Consider the following 23,568-nt stretch of genomic DNA (forward strand, 5'->3'; position numbering starts at 1 on the left):
TTGTGTGCAGAAAAGCAACTCGCCACTCGCATTTTCGTCGAAAATAAATTTTCAAATTTGAAAAAATTGCATATTGATTTAATTGATGATGTTCTATTAATTGAAACGTTTTGTGGTTTTATCTATTCATAAATGACAGCTTACTCGCGGTATATTTCTTTTAGTATATTTCTCTTATAGCTGCGAGTTACATTTGTCTTATATTTTTGAAAAAAAGCTCTTTATCCCTGATTTGAGGTAATGTTTCGTCTAAATCCTTGTGCTACTATCCGTGCCAACAATTACTTCGACAGGGAGCTCGAAACCAAATGGCACGTCCCAGTGTTAAAGCGGAACGCACAGAAGAAATACTCGATGCATTCGAGAGATGTGTTGCTCGACTGGGTGTTGAGGGCACAACCTTAGAAAGGATTGCCGAAGAGTCTGGTCTGCGACGAAGCTTGTTGCGTTACCACATTGGCAACCGCGCCGAAATGGTGCAAGCCTTAGCGGATCGATACATCAAATCCTCCAGAACCGAAGCCTGCAAAATGCTTGCTTCAATGCCTGAATCAGAAACTAGTTCGCCACTGCTTGATTATTTATTTATCGATATTGATGAAGATCAACGTAGAAAAATTTTAGTGGCGGAAGCTTTGGTTTCTGGTGCGGATCTCTATCCAGAAATAAAACAGCGAATGAACGAGTGGTACAGCAATTTCGTCATGATATTGTGCCGCATAATCAATGTTGATTACCCAGATGCAGATGCGACAGCGCAGCGTGAAGTTGCCTGGGGCTTAATCAGCTTGGTGTTCAATGTTCAGATGATGGCTGCTTTAGGTGGTGGGGACTCTGTTCTCAAAGATAGTCGACGCGCAGCAGAGCGTTTGCTATTGAGTTTAAATGGGCACAGATCAAAACCTGAGCCCGAAGCAAAGCTTGAAGCTTCAGAAGAGTTGTTGGCTTAATCTTGTAAAGCCGCCAGAAATGATCTGCCTGGTTGTTTTTTGAGCGGCGCTTGCCTGAGCTAAAACATAGGAGCAGGTTCTCTGCTCTGTTATTATGTGCGCTTGATTTATTGATTAAGTGTTCATCATGTCCCGATCTATTCGTATCGCCACACGTAAGAGTGCTCTCGCCTTATGGCAGGCTGAGTATGTTAAAGCTGAGCTAGAGCGTCATCACCCAGGCTTAGAGGTAAGTTTGGTGCCCATGGTCAGCAAGGGCGATAAAATTCTAGATGTGCCGCTCGCCAAGGTGGGTGGCAAAGGTCTCTTCGTAAAAGAGCTTGAGCACGCGCTATTGGAAAAGCGCGCTGATATCGCCGTTCATTCCATGAAAGATGTGCCGATGGAGTTTCCCGAAGGTCTGGGCTTAGAGGTTATCTGCCCAAGGGAAGATCCACGCGATGCATTTGTATCCAATGAATTTGCCTCCCTGGATGAACTGCCAGAAGGGGCCGTCGTGGGGACTTCTAGCTTGCGTCGCCAGTGCCAGCTTTTGGCGTCTCGCCCTGATCTTGATATTCGATTTCTGCGTGGCAATGTTAATACCCGTTTGGCGAAGCTGGATGCCGGTGAATATCAGGCTATTATACTTGCGGCCGCTGGGCTTATTCGCTTAGAAATGGCCGATCGTATTCGCGATTTTATCGCCCCAGAGCTTAGTTTGCCTGCCGGTGGCCAAGGGGCTGTGGGTATTGAGTGCCGAGTGGATGACGAAGCCTGCAAAGAACTTTTGGCGCCGCTGCATGATAATGAGACTGCCCGGGCCGTGGTGGCCGAGCGTGCTATGAATCGTCGCTTAGAAGGTGGCTGCCAAGTGCCTATTGCAAGCTACGCGATAGAGCGAGATGGTAAGTTGTGGTTGCGCGGCTTGGTTGGCGATCCAGATGGTAGCACTTTGTTATTTGAAGAAGCCGAAGGCGGCTTAGATAGCGGCGAAAGTATGGGCATAGCAATGGCAGAGCGCTTACTCGAAGCTGGTGCCAAAGAGATTTTAGATAAGGTCTACGGCAATACGCCCTAATTCAGCTTAGGTTTAAAGGTGATGAGCACAATGAACTTAACTGGGCTTAATGTGCTCCTATGTCGGCCGGAGCAGGCGAATACCCGCCTGCAGGATAAAATTGTAGCGGCAGGGGGGCGATGTTTGCATATCCCCTGTATGGAAATTGCCCAATTGGAAGAGGCGGCGGCCATTGCCGCGATCAAGGCTGGAGTTATGAACCTTGATCAATACGCGTTTGTGATCTTTATTAGCCAAAACGCCGTCAAATACGCAGAGCCTTGGATTGATCAGTATTGGCCCCAGTTACCTATGGGGCAGCAATATCTGGCAATTGGAGCAGCCACTGCGGCGGCGGCTCGGGGTATGGCGTTTGCTGAGTTAAGCTCGGCCGAGGGCGCCATGGACAGTGAGGCACTTCTGGAACTGAAACAGCTGCAGGATTTAAGCGACAAAAAAGTCCTTATTTTCCGTGGCAAGGGTGGCCGAGAGCAACTGGCGCAAACATTAAGCCAGCGAGGTGCTAAAGTTGACTATTGCGAGCTCTACCGTCGTATTCGACCGGCTACGCTGAGTGCTGCCTTAGCTGGCAGCCAATTTTCTGATTTGCCAGGGCGAAAAGTGATTTTGGTGCACAGTGGCGAGTCCTTAGAAAACTTGCACCATGGAATAGAAGAAGCCGGGCTTGGTGCCTGGTTAAGTTACCGATTGATTTGCCCAAGCTTACGCGTTGCTGAAATGGCGAAAAGCTTAGGGTTTAAACAGGTCTTAGTTGCCAGTAATGCCGGTGAGCCCGCCATGCTGGAAGCCTTAACTAGATTGGCCAGCTAAGCCCAAATAGAATTTAATTTAAAACCCCGCTGCTAGGGTGACCTTGCACAAATGGAGTTCACATGAGCAATACCGATAACAAAGATCAGCTGCCTGCCGACGATAAGGCAAAACAAGAGCAGCAAAAACCTGAGCAAAAACAGTCAGAATCAAAAACCGCCAGCGCCGCTAAGCCAGCTGAAAAAGCCGCTAGCAAAAAAGCCCCTGCTGCTAAAGAAAAAAGCTCGGGTGCCGGCTTCTTTATTTGGTTTGTAGTGCTACTGCTATGCGCTGCGGTTGGCGCCGGCGGATATTTTGGCTGGCAGTTCTGGCAGCAAGATAAAGCTCGCCAGGCGCGTGAAGCTGAAATGGCGGCGTTAATTGAAAGTCAGAATCAACAAATTCTGAAACTCGCCAGTGAGCAGCAAACGGTATCAGCTTCGGTAGCGGGCACTGATGAAGTGGCTCAAACCGTGCAGGGATCATTGCAAGCGGTGCATCAACGTTTAGATGCTCATAATAAGCGCTTGATCAGCATTTCCTCTACCAGTCGTGATGATTGGCTATTGGCCGAAGCGGAATACCTATTGCGTTTAGCGAACCAACGTTTGCTAACCGAGCGTGCCACTAAAGGTTCACAGGGCTTGCTAGAAACCGCCGATAAAATTTTGGCGGAAATGGATGACGTAGATCTATTCCCAATTCGTCAGGCTATCGGTGAGGATCTCGCCGCATTAAAGCTAGCGCCAAAAGTTGATCGTGATGGTTTGTTTTTACGAATGGCAGGCTTAGCTAAGCAGATTGATAATTTGCCGACCTTACCTAAGCGGGTGCCGATGGCTGAGCGCAACCATTCTATGGAAGAGCCGGTATTACCTGAAAACGTTACTTGGCAGCATCGTATGCAGGGTTGGGCGACTTCGGTTTTCAATTATCTAAAAGGCTTTGTGCATATTCGTCGCAATCAACCGGTAAATGCGCTGTTGCCACCTGAAGCGCAGGCTTATGTGAAGCTTAATTTACGTTTTATGATTGAGCGTGCGCAGCTGGCGATGTTGCGTGAGGAAAAAGTAATTTACGAAACTTCTATTCAACAAGCTCGTGAGTGGCTACAAAATCAATTTCCACCAAATAGCCAAATCGAAGCTTTTATATTGGAATTAGATGATCTAGAAGGCCAGGAAATTATTGTTCCGCTCCCAGATATAACTTCATCGCTTGAGCAGTTGCGTGTGTACATAGAGCGTTTGCATAAAGTGAAATCGACCCAGCCACAGCCTAATACTCAGTCTCCGCAAGCAAGTGCGAGCGAGGAGGCTTAATAATGAAATTTCGTTGGAAGTTCAAATTATTGGTTTTACTGGCAATAATTGCCGGTGTTTTCTATCTCGATTATTTAGTGCAACACGATAGTGGCTATGTACTGATCGCCTTCGGTAACATCAGTATCGAGATGAGCTTTTGGTTTACCGTCATTTTAGTCGTGGCGGCTCTTTTGCTTGCGCGTTGGACTGCAAAGTTATCAAAAGGAAGTGTAAGTCTCGTCAAAAAAAGCACCGGCTTTATTCTCTTTGGTAGCGCCGCTGCAGCCCAAAAGCGTGCCGAGAAAGGCTTGGTAGAATTCATCGAAGGCGATTTTAAATCTGCCCGTAAAGATCTATTGAAATCAGCCCACAATGTTCAAGCCCCTGTACTTAATTATTTGGCGGCCGCGCGCAGTGCTCATGAGTTAGGTGATGAGAATCAAGCGAACGAGCTTCTGCTAAAAGCCGAAGAAGTGGCTTCAGAAGATAGCTTGGCTATTATCATCACTCAGGCGCGCATTCAGTTCTCAGCTAAGAAGTATGAGCAGTGTGTGGCGACTTTAGAGAAGGCTCGCAAGATTTCACCGAAAAATGTTTTGGTGCTGGAATACCTTCGAAATGTCTACACAGAATTGGAAGATTGGGAGTCTCTAGAGCGCCTATTGCCAGAATTAAATCGCCATAAGGTGGGCAGTGAAGAAGAACGTTTGGCTTTGTCGGATAAATTGTATTTAGCGTTGATTGATTTGGCCGGTGAGCAAGCAAGCCGTATGCAAACCAAAAACGCCATCGCTAAATTGCAGGAAGTTTGGGAAGACCTGCCTAAGGATGTAAAGAAGCGTCCGGCGATGGTTATGGCTTATACCCAGCAGTTGCGGCGCTACGATGGCGATGCGATTGCCGAAAACTTGTTGCGCCGTCATTTGCAGAAAGATTGGCAGAGTAATCTTATCTCCCTCTATGGTTTGCTAGCCGGCGAAGATTTGGATCGTCAGCTTATACAGGCCGAAAACTGGCTAAAGCAACGCCCTGCAGATGCGGCTTTGTTGCTAAGCTGTGCGCGCCTAAGCTTGCGCAATGAGCTGTGGGGCAAGGCGAAAGAGTATTACCAAAATTCCATCAAGCAAAAACCAAGCGCAGAAGCCTGTGCGGAGCTTGGTCGTCTATTGGCTGCAATGGGTGAACATGAGCTGAGCACTCAGTATTATCAGCAGGGCTTAAAAAGCGCTGCTAATGTGCAATCTCAGCTTCCCCTCCCTAAGCCAGCTTAATGTCATAATTGGGTGGCCGATTGGCCACCCAAGCCTAAATTGTTCTTTTCTGACGTAAATATTTTCTTTTTTGCAGATCTTGGCGTATGTTTAATACTAAGCCTTCGTTGATTTCGTTTGTTTAAAACGAAGGTGTTGCTTTGGTTTTCTGAGCGCTGATTTGCATTATGTTAAGACCTTTAGCCAGTGGTATCTTATGCTTCCTGATTGGGATTATATGGGGAGGGAGCGTTCATGCTGAGAGTTTGACAGAGTTAATTGAGCGTTTAGAAGTGAGGCGTTTGCAGATGGATTTTGACGCTGATGTTCGAATTCAGCTTGAGTCAAAATTTGATGAATACCCTCAGTTGCCATCTGCCAAGCAGGCGCATTATCTATTACTTTTGCAAGATTCCCAGCTCCGCTCTGGTGAAATTAAACAGTCTCTAAGTACTCGTGAAAAGATCAAGCCTCTAGAGCAGTTGTTTCCATCCAAACACTTTACTCTTTATAGCCTGATGCTTGAAGGCATCGCAAAGGCCTATCTCAATGAAACATCTCAAGCACAGAAGATTTACGAAAGTTTGGCTGTAGAATCAAAAAATGAAGGCGATTACCTATTGTACTTTCATAGCCGCTTATCCCTAGGTGATTTGTTTACTGGCTTGAGAGAATTTAGCCAAGCCCTACTGCAATATAGTGAAGCTCAAAAAGTACTTGTTGAAACCCTTTTGCCTACGCTTGAGGACAAAGAGCGTTATAGCAAAGAGGGTGAGATGAACTATCGCATTGGTTATGTCTATGGGCGAATGTTGCGGCATCAAGAGGCAATAGACTTTATCAGTGAGGCCTTGCGTTTAGACACTCTGGCAGGCAATCAGCGCAATGTCCGCTTTGATCTTTTTCGTCTAGCAGAAGAAAACCGTCAACTGGGAAAAACAGATGAGGCCAAAGCTTATTACAATAAATTATTGCTTGCTGCGTTAGCTGGACCACACCCAGATGTCTATAGAGTGTTCGCGGCGAAAGTTGGCTTGGCGCGATTGTATATTGAAGAGGGTAATTCTCAGCAAGCGGCTATAAGTCTTGATGAGGCCTCAGATTACATGGAGGGGGTGGAGAATCGCCCGCTACTAATGCGCTATCACCTTGCCCGCGCTCAACTGGCTTTATTACAAGGGCGACATGAAGATGCTGTGAAGGCGGCTGATTTATTTATAGATGTTGCTGGAACGGAGCAGTGGGACGATTTGGGGATAGCCGTTTACGAGGTGCTTGGGGCAGCTTACGAAGCCTTGGATCGACATCCAGAGTCATTATCATCGTTTCAAAAAATGCATGAGCTCTATAGGAAAAGAAGTGATTATGCCCGGGTCATGGCCGCAGAGGTTGAGCGGGCACGTTTCGATTTTGAGCGTCGAGAATTAGAATTAAAAAGCCTATCTAGAGATAAAAAGATTGCTGAATTAAAGCTACAGTCTGCAGAAGTAAGGGCTGAGCTCGGGCGGGGTAGGCTGATAACGGCTGTGCTATTGATAGCCTCATTGTTGCTCCTAATTTTGATCTTGGTGTCAGGGCGCCGCCGCTTTAAGCGGCTGGCAGAGTGCGATGCCTTGACGGGGGTGAAGAATAGACGAGCTATTTTTGAATATGGAGAGAAGGCTTTTACTTCTCGTGGCCTGTTAAGCATCCTATTGATCGATATAGATTTTTTTAAGAGGATCAATGATAGCTTTGGTCATGGCTATGGGGATGAAATTCTTTGTGCAGTGGCCGAAATAGCTCGTGAACTTTGCGAACAGAATGTCGAATTCGGAAGGGTCGGTGGTGAAGAGTTTCTGTTTGTTTTGCCGCGCAGGGGTCCAAGTGAGGTGAATGTCTTCGCTGAATTATTTATGAGCAAAATTCGGATGCTGAGATTACCTGATGGAAGTTCATTAAGCTGCAGCGTGGGTATTAGTCAGTCAGGTGGTGAGATAAATGGCTTTATGGGGCTTATCGAGAAGGCTGATATCGCACTTTATAGTGCAAAACGAGCGGGTCGTGATCGAATTGTTAATTATTCATCTGAACTGAATAGCTAGCTGTTCAAAAACTAGCTCTTTTAGACGGGTTTGAAGTTCATCTCTCGCGCTCAGTTCCTTGGAACTTTTTTGTTACTTTCTTTTGCGTTCTCTTGCCCATTTCTAAGCCTTTGTTCTGTATTGCGTTTCTCCTTCAGCTAAGTGCTTGCCACTTTCTTTCCTATAGGCTTAAGTTTAAGGGTGTAAGCCCAAGATAGCCTGTTCATTCCAATGACTTAGGCGTGAAGAGGCTTACGTAGAGCTGGCCGTTGAGTCATTCTTCGCTTAAAAACCTGAAAGCTGGATTGCGAGATGAGTTTTTATCTTTCAAGACAAGTTCTTTGTCTAATATTCCCCTTGCTCTTATCGTTATCGTCAATGGCCGAGACTCTATCGGAGGTAGTGGCTCGCCTAGAGGCAAAGCGCCTTGATATGAGCTTTGAAGATGAAGAGCGCGTTCTGCTTGAATCTTTTGGCGATCAATATGAACAACTCCCCATTAAAGAGCAGCTAAATTACCTAGTTCTCTTGCAGGATGCTCAAGCTCGCTCCAGTGAGGTGTCTAAATCCTTAATTACTCGTGAGCTTTTTAAACAGAAAAGCAGAGGTGTTGAAGGTGTAGAAGATTTGAAACGCTACAGTTTGCACTGCGAGACAATAGCCTACGCTTACTTACAGAAAATTGATAAGACCATTGCGCTGGTTAACCAACTAATTGAAATTTCTCGAGCGCAGGGTGATCCCTTGCTGGAATTTCACGGTTTGTTAAAACTTGGCGATAACTACGCCGGTGAAGGAAAGTTTAGTAAAGCCTTAAAGCAATTTTCATTGGCAAAAGAGGTTTATAGTAAGCAGCTCGCATCGACACTGAGTGAGCGACATCGAAATAGTAAAGCCGGCGAATTAAGTTACAGGGTAGGGCATATATACGGACGCATGCTGCGTCACAATGAGGCAATAGTATATATAAAGGAAGCTCTGCGTTTAGATACTCTGGCAGGGAATCAAAGAAATATACGATTTGATTATTTTCGCCTCGCAGAGGAATACTATTTGCTTGGAGAATACGAAATTTCAGGCGCTTATTTTAATAAGCTTATTCAAGCATCGACCAACTTAATTGAAATTGATGTCTACAAGTTGTTTGCAGCACAGGTCGGCTTGGCGAGAGTTTATATCGCTCAGAAGGATTATGACTCAGCTCAAAGTTATTTGGATTTGGCAACGCAGAGACTTGCTAGGATAGAAGATCGAACTTGGCTAATGCGCTACTACATAGCGACAGCTAACTTGTCCTTGAGTCAGGGGGATTTTAAAGAAGCTTTGCACCAGATAGATCATTTGGATAGCTTAAGTGAGTCTATTTACTGGTTCAATATTGGTGCCAAGCGCCGGGAAATTGAGGCGCAAGCCTATGCTGGCTTGGGAATGCATAAAGAGTCGGCACTGGCTTATCAGAAGGTCGTTGAGCTAGAGAGGCAGAGGAACAATTATTTACGATTAATCAATGCGGAAGTTGAGAAAGCTCGTTTTGATTTTGAGTTGACCTCACTAAAAGTTGAAAGCCTTTCTAGAAAAAGCCAACTGACTGAGCTAAAACTGGAAGCTACGGAAGCGCGAGCCTCGAAATCGAGGGATCGTTTAGTTACTGCAATGTTGTTAATTGTATCGCTTTTAGTCATTGTGCTTATCTTGGTTGTTGGTCGCAGAAGATTGCGTCGCTTGGCTGATTATGATGCCCTGACAAGAGTACGCAATCGACGCGCCATAATGCGAGTGGCTGACGAAGCCATTGCTAAATTCGATGTATTGAGTGTACTAATAGTTGATGTGGATTTTTTTAAATTAATCAATGATAAGTACGGTCATGGACAAGGAGATAGGGTGCTTTTGGAGGTCGCAGCCATCGCTAAAAGACACTGCAACAAAGAGCAATATTTTGGTCGAATTGGCGGCGAAGAGTTCCTCTTTATCTTGCCGAAGCTCGCCTTGGCCGAAGCCTCTTTTTTTGCGCAAGAGTTTTCGGAAAAACTTAAGCAAATTACTTTACCAGATGGAGGTAAAGTTACGGCCAGTGTAGGGGTGTCGCAGTCTCATGGGCGGGGTGATAATTACAAGAGGCTTTTGGAGCAAGCGGATTTGGCACTCTATCGGGCAAAAGAAATGGGCCGCAACCAAGTCTGTATTCAGCGCAGCCCAGATCAGCCAACCTTAGTATCGGCTGTGTGATTTTGTTAAATAAGTTTGTTGTCGCTTTCTGGTAGACGAATGCCAAGCTCATCCCACATGGCATCCACCTTATCTTTCACGGCTTGATCCATAGTAATGCTTACACCCCATTCACGATCGGTTTCACCGGGCCATTTATTGGTCGCATCCATGCCCATTTTTGAACCTAAGCCTGAAACCGGCGAGGCAAAGTCCAAATAATCAATCGGCGTGTTTTCAACCATAGTGGTATCGCGTATAGGGTCCATACGAGTGGTCATTGCCCAAATTACATCTTTCCAATCTCGAGCATTAACATCATCGTCGGTAACGATCACAAACTTGGTGTACATAAACTGGCGCAAGAAAGACCAGACCCCCATCATCACGCGCTTGGCATGACCAGGGTATTGCTTCTTCATCGTCACTACCGCTAGACGATAAGAACAGCCTTCTGGTGGCAAATAGAAATCGACTATTTCTGGAAACTGCTTTTGTAAAATAGGCACAAAAACTTCGTTCAGCGCCACTCCTAAAACGGCTGGCTCATCGGGTGGGCGGCCGGTGTAAGTGCTGTGGTAAATCGGATCTTTACGATGAGTAATCGTTTCTACCGTAAATACCGGGAAGCGATCGACTTCATTGTAATAACCCGTATGATCACCATAGGGCCCTTCATCGGCCATATCATCGGGATAGATAAACCCTTCAAGTACATATTCAGCACTGGCGGGAACCTGCAAATCATTACTGATGGATTTACAGACTTCCGTTTTATCGTCCCGCAGCAAGCCCGCAAATGCATACTCACTCAAAGTATCGGGTACCGGCGTTACTGCACCTAGAATCGTCGCAGGATCGGCGCCAAGGGCAACGCTGACCGGATAAGGCTCGCCCGGGTGCTTCTCTTGCCATTCGCGAAAATCTAAAGCACCACCGCGATGGCTCAACCAACGCATAATCAAACGGTTTTTACTCAGCTTTTGCATGCGGTAAATACCCAGGTTCTGACGCTCTTTATTGGGGCCGCGAGTAATCACCAAAGGCCAAGTAATTAACGGCGCCGCATCGCCAGGCCAGCAAGTTTGAATAGGAATCTCGTCAAGATTAACTTCATCACCTTGCTTAACAACTTGTTGGCAAGCGGCCTTACTCAACACCTTCGGCCCCATATTGAGTACCTTTTTGAAGATGGGCATCTTACTCCAAGCATCTTTCAAACCCTTGGGTGGCTCGGGCTCTTTCAAAAAGGCCAGCAATTTGCCGACTTCTCTAAGGGCGTCAACACTTTCCTCGCCCATCCCCAAGGCAACCCGCTCAGGAGTACCAAATAGATTGGCCAAAACCGGAGTATCAAAACCTACCGGGTTTTCAAATAGCAGAGCTGGACCGCCGGCTCGCAAAGTGCGATCGCAAATCTCAGTCATTTCCAGATTAGGGTCTACCGGCGTATGGATGCGCTTAAGCTCGCCGCGTTTCTCCAGCAGCTTTATAAAATCGCGCAGGTCTTTGTATTTCATGGTGTTACCGCAGTTAAAAGGCGTTAGAGAGGCCAGAAAAAGCTAACTTTAACATGAAAGGCGCCTCTGTTAAGGTTTGTAGACTCTTTGCTGCACTGTCTTCTTGCAAGCGCAGTGGTAGTCAGTAGGGCCTAAGCAAACAATAACAACAAAGGTAACTCTGCGATGAAAAAAGTCCTAATGGCCAGTGTCGTAGCTGGCATCATCATGTTCTTCTGGGGTTTCGTATCTTGGACCGTACTCAGCTGGCACCAAGATGCCTCCCACCGCTTTAGCGACGAAGCTGCCATGGAAGCCAGCATCAAAGCCCAGGCACCAGAGGCTGGAATCTACTTCTTGCCCTTCGAAGAAGAAGGTTTCAAAGAAGGCGGCGCCTCAATGTTTGCCAGCATCGTCCCCGAATACCACCTCAACATGCCCGTCACACTAGGTGTTGGCCTATTGTGCTACATAGTCTCGGCCTTTCTTGTCTGCCTAGCCCTAAACATGACCTCAGGCCTCAGCTACGGGCAACGACTCGGCTACATCTGCCTAATAGGCCTAATCATCGGCTTCGTTGGTCACTTTCCGTACTGGAACTGGATGAACTTCTCCACCCCTTATGTGCTGGTCATGATTGTCGATTCGGTAATCAGTTGGTTACTGGCTGGGCTGGTGATAGCTAAGTGGGTCGAGGGTAGGGTTCAAGAATAATTAGCTAATAAGTTTAACAGCCGTTCTGTAAAAGGAGAGCTTAGAATTACAGCATGCAGTTTGTAGATTTTAGTGAGGGCGGCTATTAGTCAGGAACCGTAGAGTGTCATGGACGACACGACTCGAGCGCCCTCGGATGGTTTAAGCGCGTTCCAGACTAATAGCCGCCCTCGCTAAAATCGGCCCGAACCTACTGTCTCAATCGCAAATAACGACTATTCACCACCAAACTTGCCGAAGACGGCAGCAACAATCACAATAGAGGGCTAAACAAAACAAACATAAAGTAAGCATTGGAGTTTACATGAAGCCCGAAACCATAGCATTGCACGGCGGATACGAAGGCGATCCAACCACCAACTCAGCCACCACCCCAATTTACCAAACAACCTCATACACCTTCGACAGCACCCAACATGGTGCCGACTTATTCGACCTGAAGGTACCGGGTAACATCTACACCCGCATCATGAACCCAACCACCGACGTCCTAGAAAAACGCCTAGCGGCACTAGAAGGTGGAATTGGCGCATTGGCCGTAGCATCCGGCATGGCAGCCATCCGCTACGCCATCGAAGCGATCGCCGAAGTGGGCAGCAACATCGTAAGTACCTCACAGCTCTATGGTGGCACCTACAACCTATTTGCCCACACCTTCCCACGCCAAGGAATCGAAACCCGATTCGTCGATGCCGACGACTTCGACGCAATAGCAGGCCTAATTGACGAAAACACCAAAGCACTGTTTTGCGAATCCATCGGCAACCCAGCCGGTAACGTCGTAAACCTAAAGCGCTGGGCCGAAATTGCCGAAGCCCATGGCGTGCCACTGATTGTCGATAACACCGTAGCGAGCCCGAGCCTATGTCGCCCATTCGAGTTGGGCGCCCACATCGTTGTGCACTCATTAACCAAATATATTGGCGGTCACGGAACAACCATTGGTGGTGCCATTATCGATTCTGGTAAATTTGATTGGGCCAAGCACAAAGATCGCTTTCCAGTCATGAACACACCTGATCCTTCATACCACGGCGTGGTTTATACCGAAGCCTTAGGCGAAGCCGCCTATATAGGACGCTGTCGTGTAGTGCCATTGCGTAACACCGGTGCAGCCATCTCCCCGCACAGCGCCTTCCTAATTATGCAAGGCCTAGAAACCCTATCTTTGCGTATGGAGCGTCACTGTGAAAACGCCCAAAAAGCAGCCGAGTTTTTACAGCAACACCCATCCGTAAGTTGGGTAAACTATGCTGGCCTAAGCGATAGCCCGCACCATGCAAACTGCCAAGAAATCTGCGGCGGTCGCGCATCAGGTATCCTTAGTTTTGGAATTAAAGGCGGAAGCGAAGCGGGCGGCAAATTTATCGATGCCCTGCAAATGATATTGCGCCTAGTAAACATTGGTGATGCCAAGTCCCTAGCTTGTCACCCAGCCAGCACCACACACCGCCAGCTATCTCCAGAAGAATTAAAATCGGCCGGCGTAAGTGAAGAAATGGTTCGCCTATCGATTGGTATCGAACATATCGATGATATTATTGCCGATATCGATCAGGCTCTAAAAGCGGCCAGCTAAGCTAAACCGGCTAAAAGATAGCAAAACTGTTATATGGACATGTTATGGAAAAACTGCAATCACTTTTAGCCGAAATTCCAGGCTTGCTATTACCACTGCTGCCGCTCTTGGCGGTAGTGGCTTTTGCAAGCTTGGTTTTATATTACCTAAGTAAGAAAGGGCGCGAACCTTCAGAAGGTGCTCGTTATCGTAGCCAGTGGATGACACTGCTAGTGGTACTGGTTGCCTTATGTGCCGCTATCATCGTGCTGCCGGTAAGTGATAGCCTGCAAGGCAATCTTCTTACCATGCTGGGTTTATTACTCACCGCTATTATTACCTTATCTTCCACTACCATTGCAGCAAATGCGATGGCGGGCTTAATGATTCGCTCATTAGAAAACTTTAAGCCAGGTGATTTTATTCAAGTGAATAATCACTTTGGTCGTGTTACCGAACAAGACTTATTTCATATCGAAATCCAAACTGAAGATCGTGATTTACTCACCTTACCTAATGTTTATGTGGCGGCTAACCCAGTAAAAGTGGTGCATGCCAGTGGCACAGTAGTAACTGCTGAAGTCACTTTAGGTTATGAGCTTGATCATCATGATATAGAGAAGCTACTCAAGCAAGCCGCGGAAGATGCCGGTTTATCGGAACCCTTTGTCTATGTGATGGACTTAGGCGATTTTTCAGTGTGCTATCGCGTGGCTGGATTTCTAGAAAATGTGCGCACACTGCTTTCAGCGCGCAGCAAATTACGTCGCCATATGTTGGATAAGTTGCACGGTGCCGATGTAGAAATTGTATCGCCGAATTTTATGAATCAGCGTCAAGTCGCTGATCAAACTTTTATCCCTCAACCGCAATATCGCCCGAGGCTAGCTGAAGAGAAGGCGCCAGAAGCTATCGTTTTTGATAAAGCGGAAAAGGCTCAATCGCTGCAAGAACTAAAGGATGATTATGAAGAGCTTAAGCAAGAAGTTGCCAAGCTAGAGGCTGAGAAAGACACGGATAACAAAGCTAAGATTGAGAAGAAGCGCCGTAGTCAAAAAGCTATTCGCCTAATGATACAGCGCTTGGAAGAGCGCAAAGAGTCTTAAGTTCTTATAGCTTTAATAAATTGGCCAGTAATAAAGTCATTGCGTAGCCTGCAGTATAGGCAATGGCCAAGGCTGGAAAGTAACGTAGATAACTGACAAAACTCAAACTCTGCACTTTACTCATGGCAATAATTCCTGCAGCAGATCCAATTGCTAGCAGGGAACCACCCACGCCGACCGCATAGGTTAAGCCCAGCCAGTTCTCAGTGCTCAACTCAGGTGATGCTTTCAAAAGTGCAGCAGTCAACGGCACATTATCCAACAGGGCTGAGCCAGCACCAGCTACATAATTGGCGTAGTGAGGGTCAAACTCGCGATAAAGTTGGGCCAAATCTTTTAGCACGCCAACTTCTTGCAGCATTCCAACTAATAATAAGATACCTAAGAAGAACAGCAGGGTGTCGTATTCGATCTCTCGGATATATTCCAAAATACGAGTCTGCTCAGCATCAGTTTTGATGCTGCGGCCAACTAAAAACATAAGCGAGAGGCCGCTAAGAAACGTCAGCACTGGCGGTACGCCATAAAATAAATTCAGCAGCATAGTTGCACCAATCGTGGCGAAGAATATGGCGGCAATAACGATGTCGATATTGTGAAAGCTGGCCGCTACCGGGCTGGCAGAAACACGACCCTTAGCTCCAATGCTCAAAAGCATCGCCAGCAATAAAACGCTTAAGCTCGCGGGCAGCAACAGAGTAATAAGCTGCTGCATACTTAAGTGGCCATCAAGAAAGATCATTAGTGTGGTCACATCGCCGGTAATTAATGCCACGCCACCAGAGTTCACAGAGAATACCACCAGAGCGGCTAATTTGATTTGCTGTTTGGCTTCGAGCTTAAAGGCTTGCAATAAACCAAGACTGACCAAAGTGGCCGTTACATTATCGCAGATGGCTGAGAGCAGCAGCGCAAATAAAGCCACGATAAACATCAAGGCTCGTAGACTTAATTCTTGGGGCACAATCTTTTGCACCACGTTTTGAATTAAACCCTTGGCGTTTAGGTAGGCCACAAAGGTCATGGTGGACATTAAAAACAACCACAGCGTGGCTATTTCTAGCAGGTTTTCATTGAGCTGTTCTTGAACTTGATGGGAAGCTTCTTTTGAATCAGCTGCAATGAATAAAATCAGCCAAGAAAGGCAGCCAAAAAACAAAGTGGTTTTGGCTTTGTTAACGTGAATAACTTCTTCAAATACAATGCCCAATAGGGCAAGCAGGGCAAGTGCCAGCAGGCAATACTCCAGCATGTCGATCTCTCAATAGTCGGTGGAACGGGGGAGGTGTTTATAGACTATTGTTGTACCTCGGCTGGCGCGCATAAGACCACAGATTGAAGAGGGGCGCAATTACCTATTTGTAGTGCCTGTTGATGTTTAGCATTTTGAATCTGGTTGTGAAAGTAAGTGACTTCGATCCGCAACTTGTGTGTTGGGTATGCTTTGCTCCACGAGTGGCGGCCTTCCAGGATACCCTCGTTCCCAAAAAAGCCAAGCAAAAAGACGCTTGTCTTTTTTACTCAGTCGGCGCTCACTCTTTATTGTTCCGCAAAGCACACCCAACACACAAGCTGCTCAGAAAGGCAGTATTAGCGTCGATAGGTGGATTTGCAAAGAGGCTTTTAACGAAGAATGGAAAAATATGAGGGAGATAAAGGGGGAAAGAAGAGGGCTGCAAATACAGCCCCCGGATAATACTTAGTCTACCTTGTGCAAATGTACATCTTGCTGTGGGTATGGGATAGAGATCTTCTTCGCATCGAAGGTCTTCTTCACGGTTTCCTGCATAGCAAAGAACACGCCCCAGTAGTCAGCAGAGTTCACCCAAACACGAACGGTGAAGTTCACGGAGCTATCAGCCAACTCAGCAACCACAATCAAATGGGCTGGATCTTTCAAGATACGATCATCGGCAGCAATGATTTCTTCTAGGGCATCGCGGGCGGCATCGATGTCGTCGTCGTAGCCAATACCAAAGCTCATGTCCACACGGCGAGTGTCTTCGGTGGAGTAGTTAGTGATGCTGCCATTTGAGATTGGGCCATTAGGAATAATGATGGTCTTGTTGTCGCCAGTCTTCATTACGGTATTGAAGATCTGAATAGACTGAACCACACCAGCATGGCCTTGGGCTTCAATAAAATCGCCAACCTTATAAGGCTTGAACAAAATGAGTAGTACGCCACCAGCGAAGTTAGAAAGACTACCTTGCAAAGCCAAACCCACGGCCAAGCCAGCAGCACCCAAAACAGCAACAAAAGAGGTTGTCGCAATGCCTACCATAGAAGCCACGCTGATGATCAACAGGGCTTTCAAACCGATACCGATAATGCTGCTCAAAAAGCGCTGTAAGGTGACGTCTAGCTCATTTTTCTCCATGGTTTTAAGGCTAAGGTTTACCACCTTACCTATCAACCACCAGCCAATAACAAGAACAACGATCGCCATACCCACTTGCGGGGCCCAGGCAGAAACAAACTCGGAAACAGCGTCCATAAAAATCTCCTAAAATGGTCAAACAAAATGCACCGAATCTCTAGCATAGCGCTAACTTAATAGCCTAGCTAGGTTTGCGGGGGAGTATATGGAAAAAGTCTGTACCCAAGCTTAAGCTTGGGTACTTATTAGGGTGAGAACTTAGGAGGAAGAGCTATCTTATTTGCTCAGAAATTCAGCACGGTAGCCAGTGTCGTTCTTAAAACAGCCGCCCAAGGCCAAGGTGCTAGTTTGTGAACTGCTATCCATCACGCCGCGAGATTTTACGCAGTAGTGAGTGGCTTGCATGCTCACGGCAACATTGTCTGTTTCGAGTAGAGTTTGTAGGGCCAATAGAACTTGCTGAGTTAAGCGCTCTTGAACCTGGGGGCGCTTGGCAAAGAAACGTACAATACGATTGATCTTAGAAAGGCCGATAATCTTCTTGTTGGGGATGTAAGCGACCTTGGCTGTCCCATCGATAGTTACAAAGTGATGCTCACAAGTGCTGGTCATATCGATATCACTGACCTTGATCATCTCGTCCACAGCCATCTTGTTTTCGATCAGCGCAATCTTAGGGAAGCTGCTGTAATCCAAGCCAGAAAAAATCTCATGGACATACATCTTAGCGATACGATGCGGGGTTTCGGCAAGGCTGTCATCGCTTAAATCGAGTCCAAGTGTACTGATAACCTCTTCCATAAGCCCTTGAATTCGAAGGTACTTTTCTTCGTTGCTTAACTGGTTGTCTAGCATGGGCGTCTCAAGGCCTGCTGCCACTAAGGCGGCCTTTACGCGCTGAGCTTCTGTGCTGATACTATCGTCTTTTTTAATGGGTGATATCGCTTTGTTCATGGTGTTTCCTAAGGTCTATGGTAGCACAAGCTTAGGGCCACCGAATCGGCGAAGCGCAAAGCGTGGGGTTTATCGATGCAGACTTCAGCATAATCTATGCTGGGGTGCTCACTGCATAATTCCAGTACATCACTAACGAGCTTTTCGAGCAACAAAAACTGACCCTGCTCCACATGTTGGATTATCGCTTTGCAGATAGTTTTGTAGTTAAGAGCGCTATCGACATCATCACTGGCAATGGCTGAGTTGGCTTGGTAGTGAATCTCAGCATTGATCACTACGTCTTGATGTTTTTCCCGTTCCTCGGGGTTAAATCCAATTAGTGTGCGTAATCGTAAATTGCGGATATGTATTTTGGCTAAACGTGTAGTCATTGTTTTCCTTATCATAAGCCCTAGAGCTTTTTACGTTTTGCGGCGCACATTATTCAGAGGTGCCCAAGTAGCCTAACTTTTATACCCACTCAGCTAATGGGGCTTTGCGATTACGAATACAAAAACGGCACCAATAAAGGTGCCGCTCGTTCGCTACTTAAAGATAAACGCTTATTTGCGCTTCATCGATAAGAAGAATTCATCGTTGGTCTTAAAGTCTTTCAGACGATCAACCAAGAATTCAGTTGCCGCAATGTCTTCCATATCGTGTAACAGTTTACGCAATATCCACACGCGCTGCATCTCGTCTTCTTTCATCAGCAAGTCTTCACGACGGGTGCCAGAGCGACGCACATTGATCGCGGGGTAAACGCGCTTTTCGGCCACTTTACGATCCAAGTGCAATTCCTGGTTACCCGTACCTTTAAACTCTTCGTAAATAACTTCGTCCATTTTTGAGCCGGTATCGATCAAAGCGGTAGCGACGATAGACAAGCTGCCACCTTCTTCGATGTTACGTGCAGCACCAAAGAAACGCTTTGGACGCTCAAGAGCGTGGGCATCAACACCACCGGTAAGAACCTTACCAGAGCTTGGAATTACAGTATTGTAAGCACGAGCTAGACGAGTAATGGAGTCCAATAGGATCACTACGTCTTTTTTGTGCTCTACCAGGCGCTTGGCCTTTTCGATCACCATTTCGGCAACCTGTACGTGACGCGAAGGTGGCTCATCAAAGGTAGAGGCAACCACTTCGCCGCGAACAGATCGCTGCATCTCGGTTACTTCTTCCGGGCGCTCATCGATCAATAGAACAATCAAGTGTACTTCTGGATTGTTGCGGGTAATCGCCTGAGCAATGTTTTGCATCATGATGGTTTTACCGGCCTTAGGTGGCGCAACAATTAAGCCACGTTGACCTTTACCGATTGGCGCAACCAAATCGATGATTCGACCGGTTAAATCTTCAGTAGAACCATTACCGGCTTCCAGTGGTAAGCGGTCATCTGGGAAAAGCGGGGTAAGGTTTTCAAACAGAATTTTATTTTTGGTGTTCTCAGGCTTATCAAAGTTGATCTGGCCTACTTTTAACAAAGCAAAATAACGCTCGCCTTCCTTAGGTGGGCGAATTTTACCGGCAATGGTGTCACCGGTGCGTAAGTTAAAGCGACGAATTTGGCTTGGAGATACATAGATATCATCGGGGCCGGCCAAGTAAGAAGAGTCTGCGGAGCGCAGGAAACCGAAACCATCTTGTAGGATCTCAAGTACGCCGTCGCCGTAAATATCTTCACCGCTTTTGGCGTGGCGTTTAAGAATGTTAAAAATAATGTCCTGCTTACGTGAGCGACCCACATTGTCTAGGCCGACTTCTTTGGCAATATTAAGCAGTTCTTCAATAGGTTTGGTTTTTAGGTCTGTTAAATTCATAGAATTAGAATTGGAAAATTTGGCCGGGAAGGAATGGCCAGTGGTGAGTGAACGTTATGTTTAGATCAATATAACTGTAAATTTTAACCTTCGAGCTAAGTAGCAACTCAAAATTAAGGAAATTTGATTGCAGGCTTTGGCGCTTATTGTTGGCTTTGCCGCTACCCGCTAGCGCAGGCCTTCTGGGGGCAATGGCAAAATCTACCTAGTCAGCACAGAAATATCGAAAGGAACAATAGCAATTGCTAAGTTGATTCTAATGGATAGCTGTGGAGATTAATCTATTGGGAAGATTAGCCGCGAAACGCGCTTAACTGACTGGATTATAGCGTACTTTTTACACCATGCAAGGCTTGGGCGGCCAAGAAGGCCGCCATTTGCCCAATTTATAGGCTGCTATCGATGAACTCAACCAATTGAGTCTTAGATAGGGCGCCAACCTTCATGGCGTCCATATTGCCGCCCTTGAAGATCATTAAGGTTGGAATGCCGCGGATGTTGAACTTGGCAGGGGTTTCTTTGTTGCCATCAACGTCCATTTTGCAGATCTTGATCTTGTCGCCGTAATCGCTGGCAAGCTCATCCAGTACTGGAGCGATCATTTTACAAGGGCCGCACCATTCTGCCCAAAAATCAACCAGTACAGGGCCTTCGGCTTGTAAAACGTCAGCTTCGAAGCTGCTATCGGTTACGTGAACAATGCTACTCATGGGTATTCTCCAGAATGTCAGGCGGCAGCTGACTGCCAAAAAAATTTAGCGTAATGATAAGGACTGGCTGGCTGTGAGACAAGGGCTGTAAGCGTCCTGCTGAGTCAATTGCGGCATAAGCTTAGTTCTTGCGCCGCAATATTGCCGATGATTGGCAAAATGCCCATTGGCCAAATAAGGCCACCTTAAAGCTGGCCTAGTGATTCTAGTAGTAATTGTTGTTGGGTTTTATCATCCGGGCTTTGCTTAGCTGCAGGGGCAATATAATTACCTTCGGCATTTAGCTCCCAGCGTCCTTGCGGGCAATCCAAATAGCCCTGTAATTCGGCAATCACCCGCTTGGCCAGATTGGTTTTGGCTATTGGGAAACAAGTTTCTACCCGGCGGTTAAGATTACGCTCCATTAAATCGGCGCTAGCGCAGTAAACCTGGGCCTTGGCATTGGCGAAATAATAGGCGCGGGTGTGCTCCAAGAAGCGACCGATAATGGAATACACTCGAATATTTTCAGAAATTCCAGCAACACCTGGGCGCAAGCTACACATACCACGAATGATCAGGTCTACCTTCACCCCCGCCTGTGAGGCTCGATACAAAGCCTGGATGACTTTGGGTTCGGTAAGGCCATTGGTTTTAAGGATGATATGGCCTTCTTTGCCCTTGCTGGAGGCATCGATTTCATCGTCGATCAGTTTCAACAGCTGCTTCTTTAAGGTAAAAGGTGCATGCAGCAAATGATTTGAGCGCTCAGTTTTACCCATGCCGGTTAGCATCTGGAAGACCTTGTGAACATCTTCGGCGAGCTCGGGGTTGGCCGATAGCAGCGAGTAATCGGTATATAGGCGAGCATTACCACTGTGGTAATTACCAGTGCCAAGATGAATATAGCGCTTGAGCTTATCGCCTTCTTTGCGAACGATGAGCAGCATCTTGGCGTGGGTTTTGTATCCCACTACACCGTAAACTACTACGGCGCCGGCTTCCTGCAAGCGGCTTGCAAGCTCTAGGTTTTCTTCCTCATCAAAGCGAGCACGTAACTCCACTACAGCAGTCACTTCCTTGCCATGGCGCGCCGCTTCAATCAGTGCATCTACCATGGGGCTTTGATCACCGGTGCGATAAAGAGTCTGCTTAATGGCCACAACATTGGGATCTTTAGCGGCTTGGCGCAGTAGATCTACCACCGGGTTAAAGGATTCAAAAGGGTGCAGTAGTAGCTGATCCTTGCTGGCCAGTGCATCAAATAAATTGTCTTTGCGGGTAAGCCCTTTAGGTAAACCAGGGGCAAAGTCTGGGTACAGCAGATCAGGCCGATTGACCATGCCAGGTACACTCATCATGCGCTTAAGGTTTACTGGGCCATTTACACGGTAGAGCTCATCATCACTCAGGCCAACCTCTTTTTGAAGGAAGTCCACCATCTCATCGGGGCAGTTATCGGCGACCTCTAGACGTACAGCGTTGCCAAAGCGACGTGAGTGCAGCTCACCGCGCAATGCCCTGGCCAAGTCTTCCACACCTTCGGTATCGACATCCAAGTCAGCGTTTCGAGTAATACGGAACTGATAGCAGCCTTTCACCTGCATGCCAGGGAAGAGCTCTTCGGCATGGGCATGAATCATAGAGGAAAGAAAAACAAAATTATCGCCGGGTTCGCAAAGCTCATCCGGTAGGCGCACCAGGCGAGGAAGGGAGCGCGGCGCAGGCACAATCGCTAAGCCAGATTCGCGGCCAAAGGCATCTTTACCATCTAACTCAACAATAAAGTTAAGGCTTTTATTTACGAGTCTTGGGAATGGGTGAGCATGATCTAGGCCGATAGGGCTTACCACAGGCAACACTTGCTTATGAACAAAATCAGAGATCCATTCGGCCTGTTGTTCTGTCCACTGGTGGCGGCGCAAGAAGCGAATGTTTTCTTGCTCCATTGCCGGAATCAAAATGTCGTTGAGCGTATCGTATTGCAGTTGTACGGTTTGGTGGCACTCTTGCGCCAATTGATCGAGAATCTGCTGTGGCAATAAGCCATCAGGGCCAGGGTTGTCTCGGCCCAGTTTTAGGCGTTGGTGTAGGCCAGCCACTCTAATCTCGAAGAACTCATCTAAGTTTGAGCTGAATATGAGTAAAAACTTTAAACGCTCCAGCAGTGGGTGGCTCTCATCCAGAGCCTGTGCCAGCACCCGCTGATTAAACTTCAAATGACTCAATTCGCGATTGATGTAATACTCGGCGGCACTTACATCGATATCTTTCGAGTTGTTTGCTTGGCTCTGTTCATTAGTATTGCTTGGCATAGGTCTTCTTTCTTAACTTGGTCTCTGGGGCCAATGGCGCTGTAAATCAGCGTGTGGAGTATAGCCTTGGGAGCGATTGTTACAATAATATGCGATGTCTGTGACACTTTTATGTGATTTAAAAAGTAGGCTAAGGGTTCGATAAACTCTATGTTGATCGTTGTATATTGATAATAAATGACCCTTGGCGTAGAGAAAAAGTATTTAAGGATTTAAAAATGGTTAAAAAAATAGCTATTTTGGCGGTATTGGCCACAGCTATTGCGGTGTTCTATCTAAACGGTGGTGCGCAGTATCTGTCATTGGAGTTTTTCCAACAGATGGTAGCCGAGAAACCCGTCGTCGCCGGTTTACTGTTCTTTCTTATCTATGTGGGTGTAACGGCCGCTTCTTTGCCGGGAGCTGCCTTAATGACATTGATTGCCGGTGCCGTTTTTGGGTTCTCCTGGGGCCTATTGTTGGTTTCTTTCGCTAGCAGTATTGGTGCAACGCTGGCTTTCTTAATTGCTCGTAGTTTGTTGGGTGATTGGGTGCAGAGTAAATTTGGCGATCAACTGCAGACCGTTAATAACGGCCTGGAGAAAGAAGGCGGTTTTTATTTATTCACCTTGCGCCTGATCCCAGTAATTCCATTTTTTGTAATTAATTTGGTTTTTGGTTTAAGCCGAATTAAAGCCTGGACCTTCTATTGGGTTAGTCAGCTAGGCATGCTGGCAGGCACGGCGGTATACGTAAATGCCGGCGCACAACTGGCCAATGTCGAAGAACTGAGCGTCTCTGGTGTATTAACCCCACAAATTATATTGGCCTTTGTTTTACTCGGTGCTTTCCCCTGGCTGGCGAAGTTCATATTGAAAGCCATGGGCAAGGGGAATTCCGAGCAAGAAGATTCTTAAACACCAGTATAAATAAGAGAGTTAAACA

At 46.8% G+C, this 23,568-nt stretch carries 19 protein-coding genes; 11 read left to right on the forward strand and 8 right to left on the reverse strand.

The genetic code is table 11. From position 1 onward, the window contains the following. Positions 1 to 308 precede the first annotated feature (308 nt). From Q1A41_RS14885 to Q1A41_RS14915, 7 genes are all read left to right on the forward strand, one after another. Positions 309 to 950 carry a TetR/AcrR family transcriptional regulator gene (locus Q1A41_RS14885; RefSeq protein WP_299980578.1) on the forward strand — a complete coding sequence of 214 codons (642 nt, stop codon included), beginning with the start codon at positions 309 to 311 and terminating at the stop codon, positions 948 to 950. Positions 951 to 1,077: 127 nt separating this feature from the next. Next, positions 1,078 to 2,010 (forward strand): hydroxymethylbilane synthase, encoded by a 933-nt coding sequence (gene hemC, locus Q1A41_RS14890; protein WP_363322410.1) that lies wholly within the window; start codon positions 1,078 to 1,080, stop codon positions 2,008 to 2,010. Between the two features lie 21 nt (positions 2,011 to 2,031). Continuing rightward, positions 2,032 to 2,820, forward strand: coding sequence for a uroporphyrinogen-III synthase (locus tag Q1A41_RS14895; RefSeq protein ID WP_299980580.1), 789 nt, complete (start codon positions 2,032 to 2,034; stop codon positions 2,818 to 2,820). 62 nt (positions 2,821 to 2,882) lie between these two features. Beyond that, positions 2,883 to 4,121: a uroporphyrinogen-III C-methyltransferase gene (locus Q1A41_RS14900; protein WP_299980582.1), complete on the forward strand. Its 1,239-nt coding sequence runs from the start codon at positions 2,883 to 2,885 to the stop codon at positions 4,119 to 4,121. Between the two features lie 2 nt (positions 4,122 to 4,123). Continuing rightward, positions 4,124 to 5,374, forward strand: a complete 1,251-nt coding sequence (locus Q1A41_RS14905; protein ID WP_299980584.1) for a heme biosynthesis HemY N-terminal domain-containing protein — start codon at positions 4,124 to 4,126, stop codon at positions 5,372 to 5,374. A gap of 245 nt (positions 5,375 to 5,619) precedes the next feature. Beyond that, positions 5,620 to 7,437, forward strand: a complete 1,818-nt coding sequence (locus tag Q1A41_RS14910; protein WP_299980586.1) for a GGDEF domain-containing protein — start codon at positions 5,620 to 5,622, stop codon at positions 7,435 to 7,437. 291 nt (positions 7,438 to 7,728) lie between these two features. Beyond that, positions 7,729 to 9,645 (forward strand): diguanylate cyclase, encoded by a 1,917-nt coding sequence (locus tag Q1A41_RS14915; protein WP_299980588.1) that lies wholly within the window; start codon positions 7,729 to 7,731, stop codon positions 9,643 to 9,645. Positions 9,646 to 9,650: 5 nt separating this feature from the next. On the opposite strand, the gene ubiD is transcribed toward Q1A41_RS14915, so the two are convergent. Next, on the reverse strand, positions 9,651 to 11,144 hold the full coding sequence (gene ubiD, locus Q1A41_RS14920) for a 4-hydroxy-3-polyprenylbenzoate decarboxylase (protein ID WP_299980590.1): 1,494 nt from the start codon (positions 11,142 to 11,144) through the stop codon (positions 9,651 to 9,653). A gap of 165 nt (positions 11,145 to 11,309) precedes the next feature. Between ubiD and Q1A41_RS14925 the strand changes: the two genes are divergently transcribed. From Q1A41_RS14925 to Q1A41_RS14935, 3 genes are all read left to right on the forward strand, one after another. Further along, positions 11,310 to 11,837 (forward strand): hypothetical protein, encoded by a 528-nt coding sequence (locus tag Q1A41_RS14925; RefSeq protein WP_299980592.1) that lies wholly within the window; start codon positions 11,310 to 11,312, stop codon positions 11,835 to 11,837. Between the two features lie 304 nt (positions 11,838 to 12,141). Next, positions 12,142 to 13,416 carry an aminotransferase class I/II-fold pyridoxal phosphate-dependent enzyme gene (locus tag Q1A41_RS14930; RefSeq protein WP_299980594.1) on the forward strand — a complete coding sequence of 425 codons (1,275 nt, stop codon included), beginning with the start codon at positions 12,142 to 12,144 and terminating at the stop codon, positions 13,414 to 13,416. 44 nt (positions 13,417 to 13,460) lie between these two features. Continuing rightward, on the forward strand, positions 13,461 to 14,501 hold the full coding sequence (locus Q1A41_RS14935) for a mechanosensitive ion channel domain-containing protein (protein WP_299980596.1): 1,041 nt from the start codon (positions 13,461 to 13,463) through the stop codon (positions 14,499 to 14,501). Between the two features lie 4 nt (positions 14,502 to 14,505). On the opposite strand, the gene nhaD is transcribed toward Q1A41_RS14935, so the two are convergent. The 7 genes from nhaD to ppk1 all read right to left on the reverse strand — a co-directional run bounded on the left by nhaD (position 14,506) and on the right by ppk1 (position 22,644). Further along, entirely contained in the window at positions 14,506 to 15,753 is a 1,248-nt protein-coding gene (gene nhaD / locus Q1A41_RS14940; RefSeq protein WP_299980598.1) for a sodium:proton antiporter NhaD, read from the reverse strand. A 447-nt stretch (positions 15,754 to 16,200) separates the two neighbouring features. After that, positions 16,201 to 16,998 (reverse strand): mechanosensitive ion channel domain-containing protein, encoded by a 798-nt coding sequence (locus Q1A41_RS14945; protein WP_299980601.1) that lies wholly within the window; start codon positions 16,996 to 16,998, stop codon positions 16,201 to 16,203. A 159-nt stretch (positions 16,999 to 17,157) separates the two neighbouring features. Beyond that, positions 17,158 to 17,835, reverse strand: coding sequence for a GTP cyclohydrolase I FolE (gene folE / locus Q1A41_RS14950; protein ID WP_299980603.1), 678 nt, complete (start codon positions 17,833 to 17,835; stop codon positions 17,158 to 17,160). Positions 17,836 to 17,843: 8 nt separating this feature from the next. After that, the gene (folX, locus tag Q1A41_RS14955; RefSeq protein ID WP_299980605.1) at positions 17,844 to 18,209 is read right to left on the reverse strand and encodes a dihydroneopterin triphosphate 2'-epimerase; all 366 of its coding nucleotides are present in this window, start codon (positions 18,207 to 18,209) and stop codon (positions 17,844 to 17,846) included. Between the two features lie 171 nt (positions 18,210 to 18,380). Beyond that, on the reverse strand, positions 18,381 to 19,640 hold the full coding sequence (gene rho, locus Q1A41_RS14960) for a transcription termination factor Rho (protein ID WP_299980607.1): 1,260 nt from the start codon (positions 19,638 to 19,640) through the stop codon (positions 18,381 to 18,383). A gap of 386 nt (positions 19,641 to 20,026) precedes the next feature. After that, positions 20,027 to 20,350: a thioredoxin TrxA gene (gene trxA, locus Q1A41_RS14965; protein ID WP_299980609.1), complete on the reverse strand. Its 324-nt coding sequence runs from the start codon at positions 20,348 to 20,350 to the stop codon at positions 20,027 to 20,029. A 185-nt stretch (positions 20,351 to 20,535) separates the two neighbouring features. After that, positions 20,536 to 22,644: a polyphosphate kinase 1 gene (gene ppk1 / locus Q1A41_RS14970; RefSeq protein WP_299980611.1), complete on the reverse strand. Its 2,109-nt coding sequence runs from the start codon at positions 22,642 to 22,644 to the stop codon at positions 20,536 to 20,538. A gap of 218 nt (positions 22,645 to 22,862) precedes the next feature. Between ppk1 and Q1A41_RS14975 the strand changes: the two genes are divergently transcribed. Continuing rightward, positions 22,863 to 23,540: a TVP38/TMEM64 family protein gene (locus Q1A41_RS14975; RefSeq protein WP_299980613.1), complete on the forward strand. Its 678-nt coding sequence runs from the start codon at positions 22,863 to 22,865 to the stop codon at positions 23,538 to 23,540. The last annotated feature ends 28 nt before the right edge of the window (positions 23,541 to 23,568 follow it).

This window comes from uncultured Pseudoteredinibacter sp., assembly GCF_947502065.1.
Taxonomy (GTDB): Bacteria; Pseudomonadota; Gammaproteobacteria; order Pseudomonadales; family Cellvibrionaceae; genus Pseudoteredinibacter.

Bases quoted from the DNA above. Each gene is read 5' to 3' on its own strand.
- ubiD (WP_299980590.1), bottom strand. From the start codon at position 11,144: ATGAAATACAAAGACCTGCGCGATTTTATAAAGCTGCTGGAGAAACGC.
- Q1A41_RS14895 (WP_299980580.1), top strand. From the start codon at position 2,032: ATGAGCACAATGAACTTAACTGGGCTTAATGTGCTCCTATGTCGGCCG.
- folE (WP_299980603.1), bottom strand. From the start codon at position 17,835: ATGAACAAAGCGATATCACCCATTAAAAAAGACGATAGTATCAGCACA.
- Q1A41_RS14930 (WP_299980594.1), top strand. From the start codon at position 12,142: ATGAAGCCCGAAACCATAGCATTGCACGGCGGATACGAAGGCGATCCA.
- Q1A41_RS14905 (WP_299980584.1), top strand. From the start codon at position 4,124: ATGAAATTTCGTTGGAAGTTCAAATTATTGGTTTTACTGGCAATAATT.
- rho (WP_299980607.1), bottom strand. From the start codon at position 19,640: ATGAATTTAACAGACCTAAAAACCAAACCTATTGAAGAACTGCTTAAT.
- Q1A41_RS14945 (WP_299980601.1), bottom strand. From the start codon at position 16,998: ATGGACGCTGTTTCCGAGTTTGTTTCTGCCTGGGCCCCGCAAGTGGGT.
- ppk1 (WP_299980611.1), bottom strand. From the start codon at position 22,644: ATGCCAAGCAATACTAATGAACAGAGCCAAGCAAACAACTCGAAAGAT.
- Q1A41_RS14885 (WP_299980578.1), top strand. From the start codon at position 309: ATGGCACGTCCCAGTGTTAAAGCGGAACGCACAGAAGAAATACTCGAT.
- hemC (WP_363322410.1), top strand. From the start codon at position 1,078: ATGTCCCGATCTATTCGTATCGCCACACGTAAGAGTGCTCTCGCCTTA.
- Q1A41_RS14925 (WP_299980592.1), top strand. From the start codon at position 11,310: ATGAAAAAAGTCCTAATGGCCAGTGTCGTAGCTGGCATCATCATGTTC.
- folX (WP_299980605.1), bottom strand. From the start codon at position 18,209: ATGACTACACGTTTAGCCAAAATACATATCCGCAATTTACGATTACGC.
- Q1A41_RS14915 (WP_299980588.1), top strand. From the start codon at position 7,729: ATGAGTTTTTATCTTTCAAGACAAGTTCTTTGTCTAATATTCCCCTTG.
- Q1A41_RS14900 (WP_299980582.1), top strand. From the start codon at position 2,883: ATGAGCAATACCGATAACAAAGATCAGCTGCCTGCCGACGATAAGGCA.
- Q1A41_RS14975 (WP_299980613.1), top strand. From the start codon at position 22,863: ATGGTTAAAAAAATAGCTATTTTGGCGGTATTGGCCACAGCTATTGCG.
- trxA (WP_299980609.1), bottom strand. From the start codon at position 20,350: ATGAGTAGCATTGTTCACGTAACCGATAGCAGCTTCGAAGCTGACGTT.
- nhaD (WP_299980598.1), bottom strand. From the start codon at position 15,753: ATGCTGGAGTATTGCCTGCTGGCACTTGCCCTGCTTGCCCTATTGGGC.
- Q1A41_RS14935 (WP_299980596.1), top strand. From the start codon at position 13,461: ATGGAAAAACTGCAATCACTTTTAGCCGAAATTCCAGGCTTGCTATTA.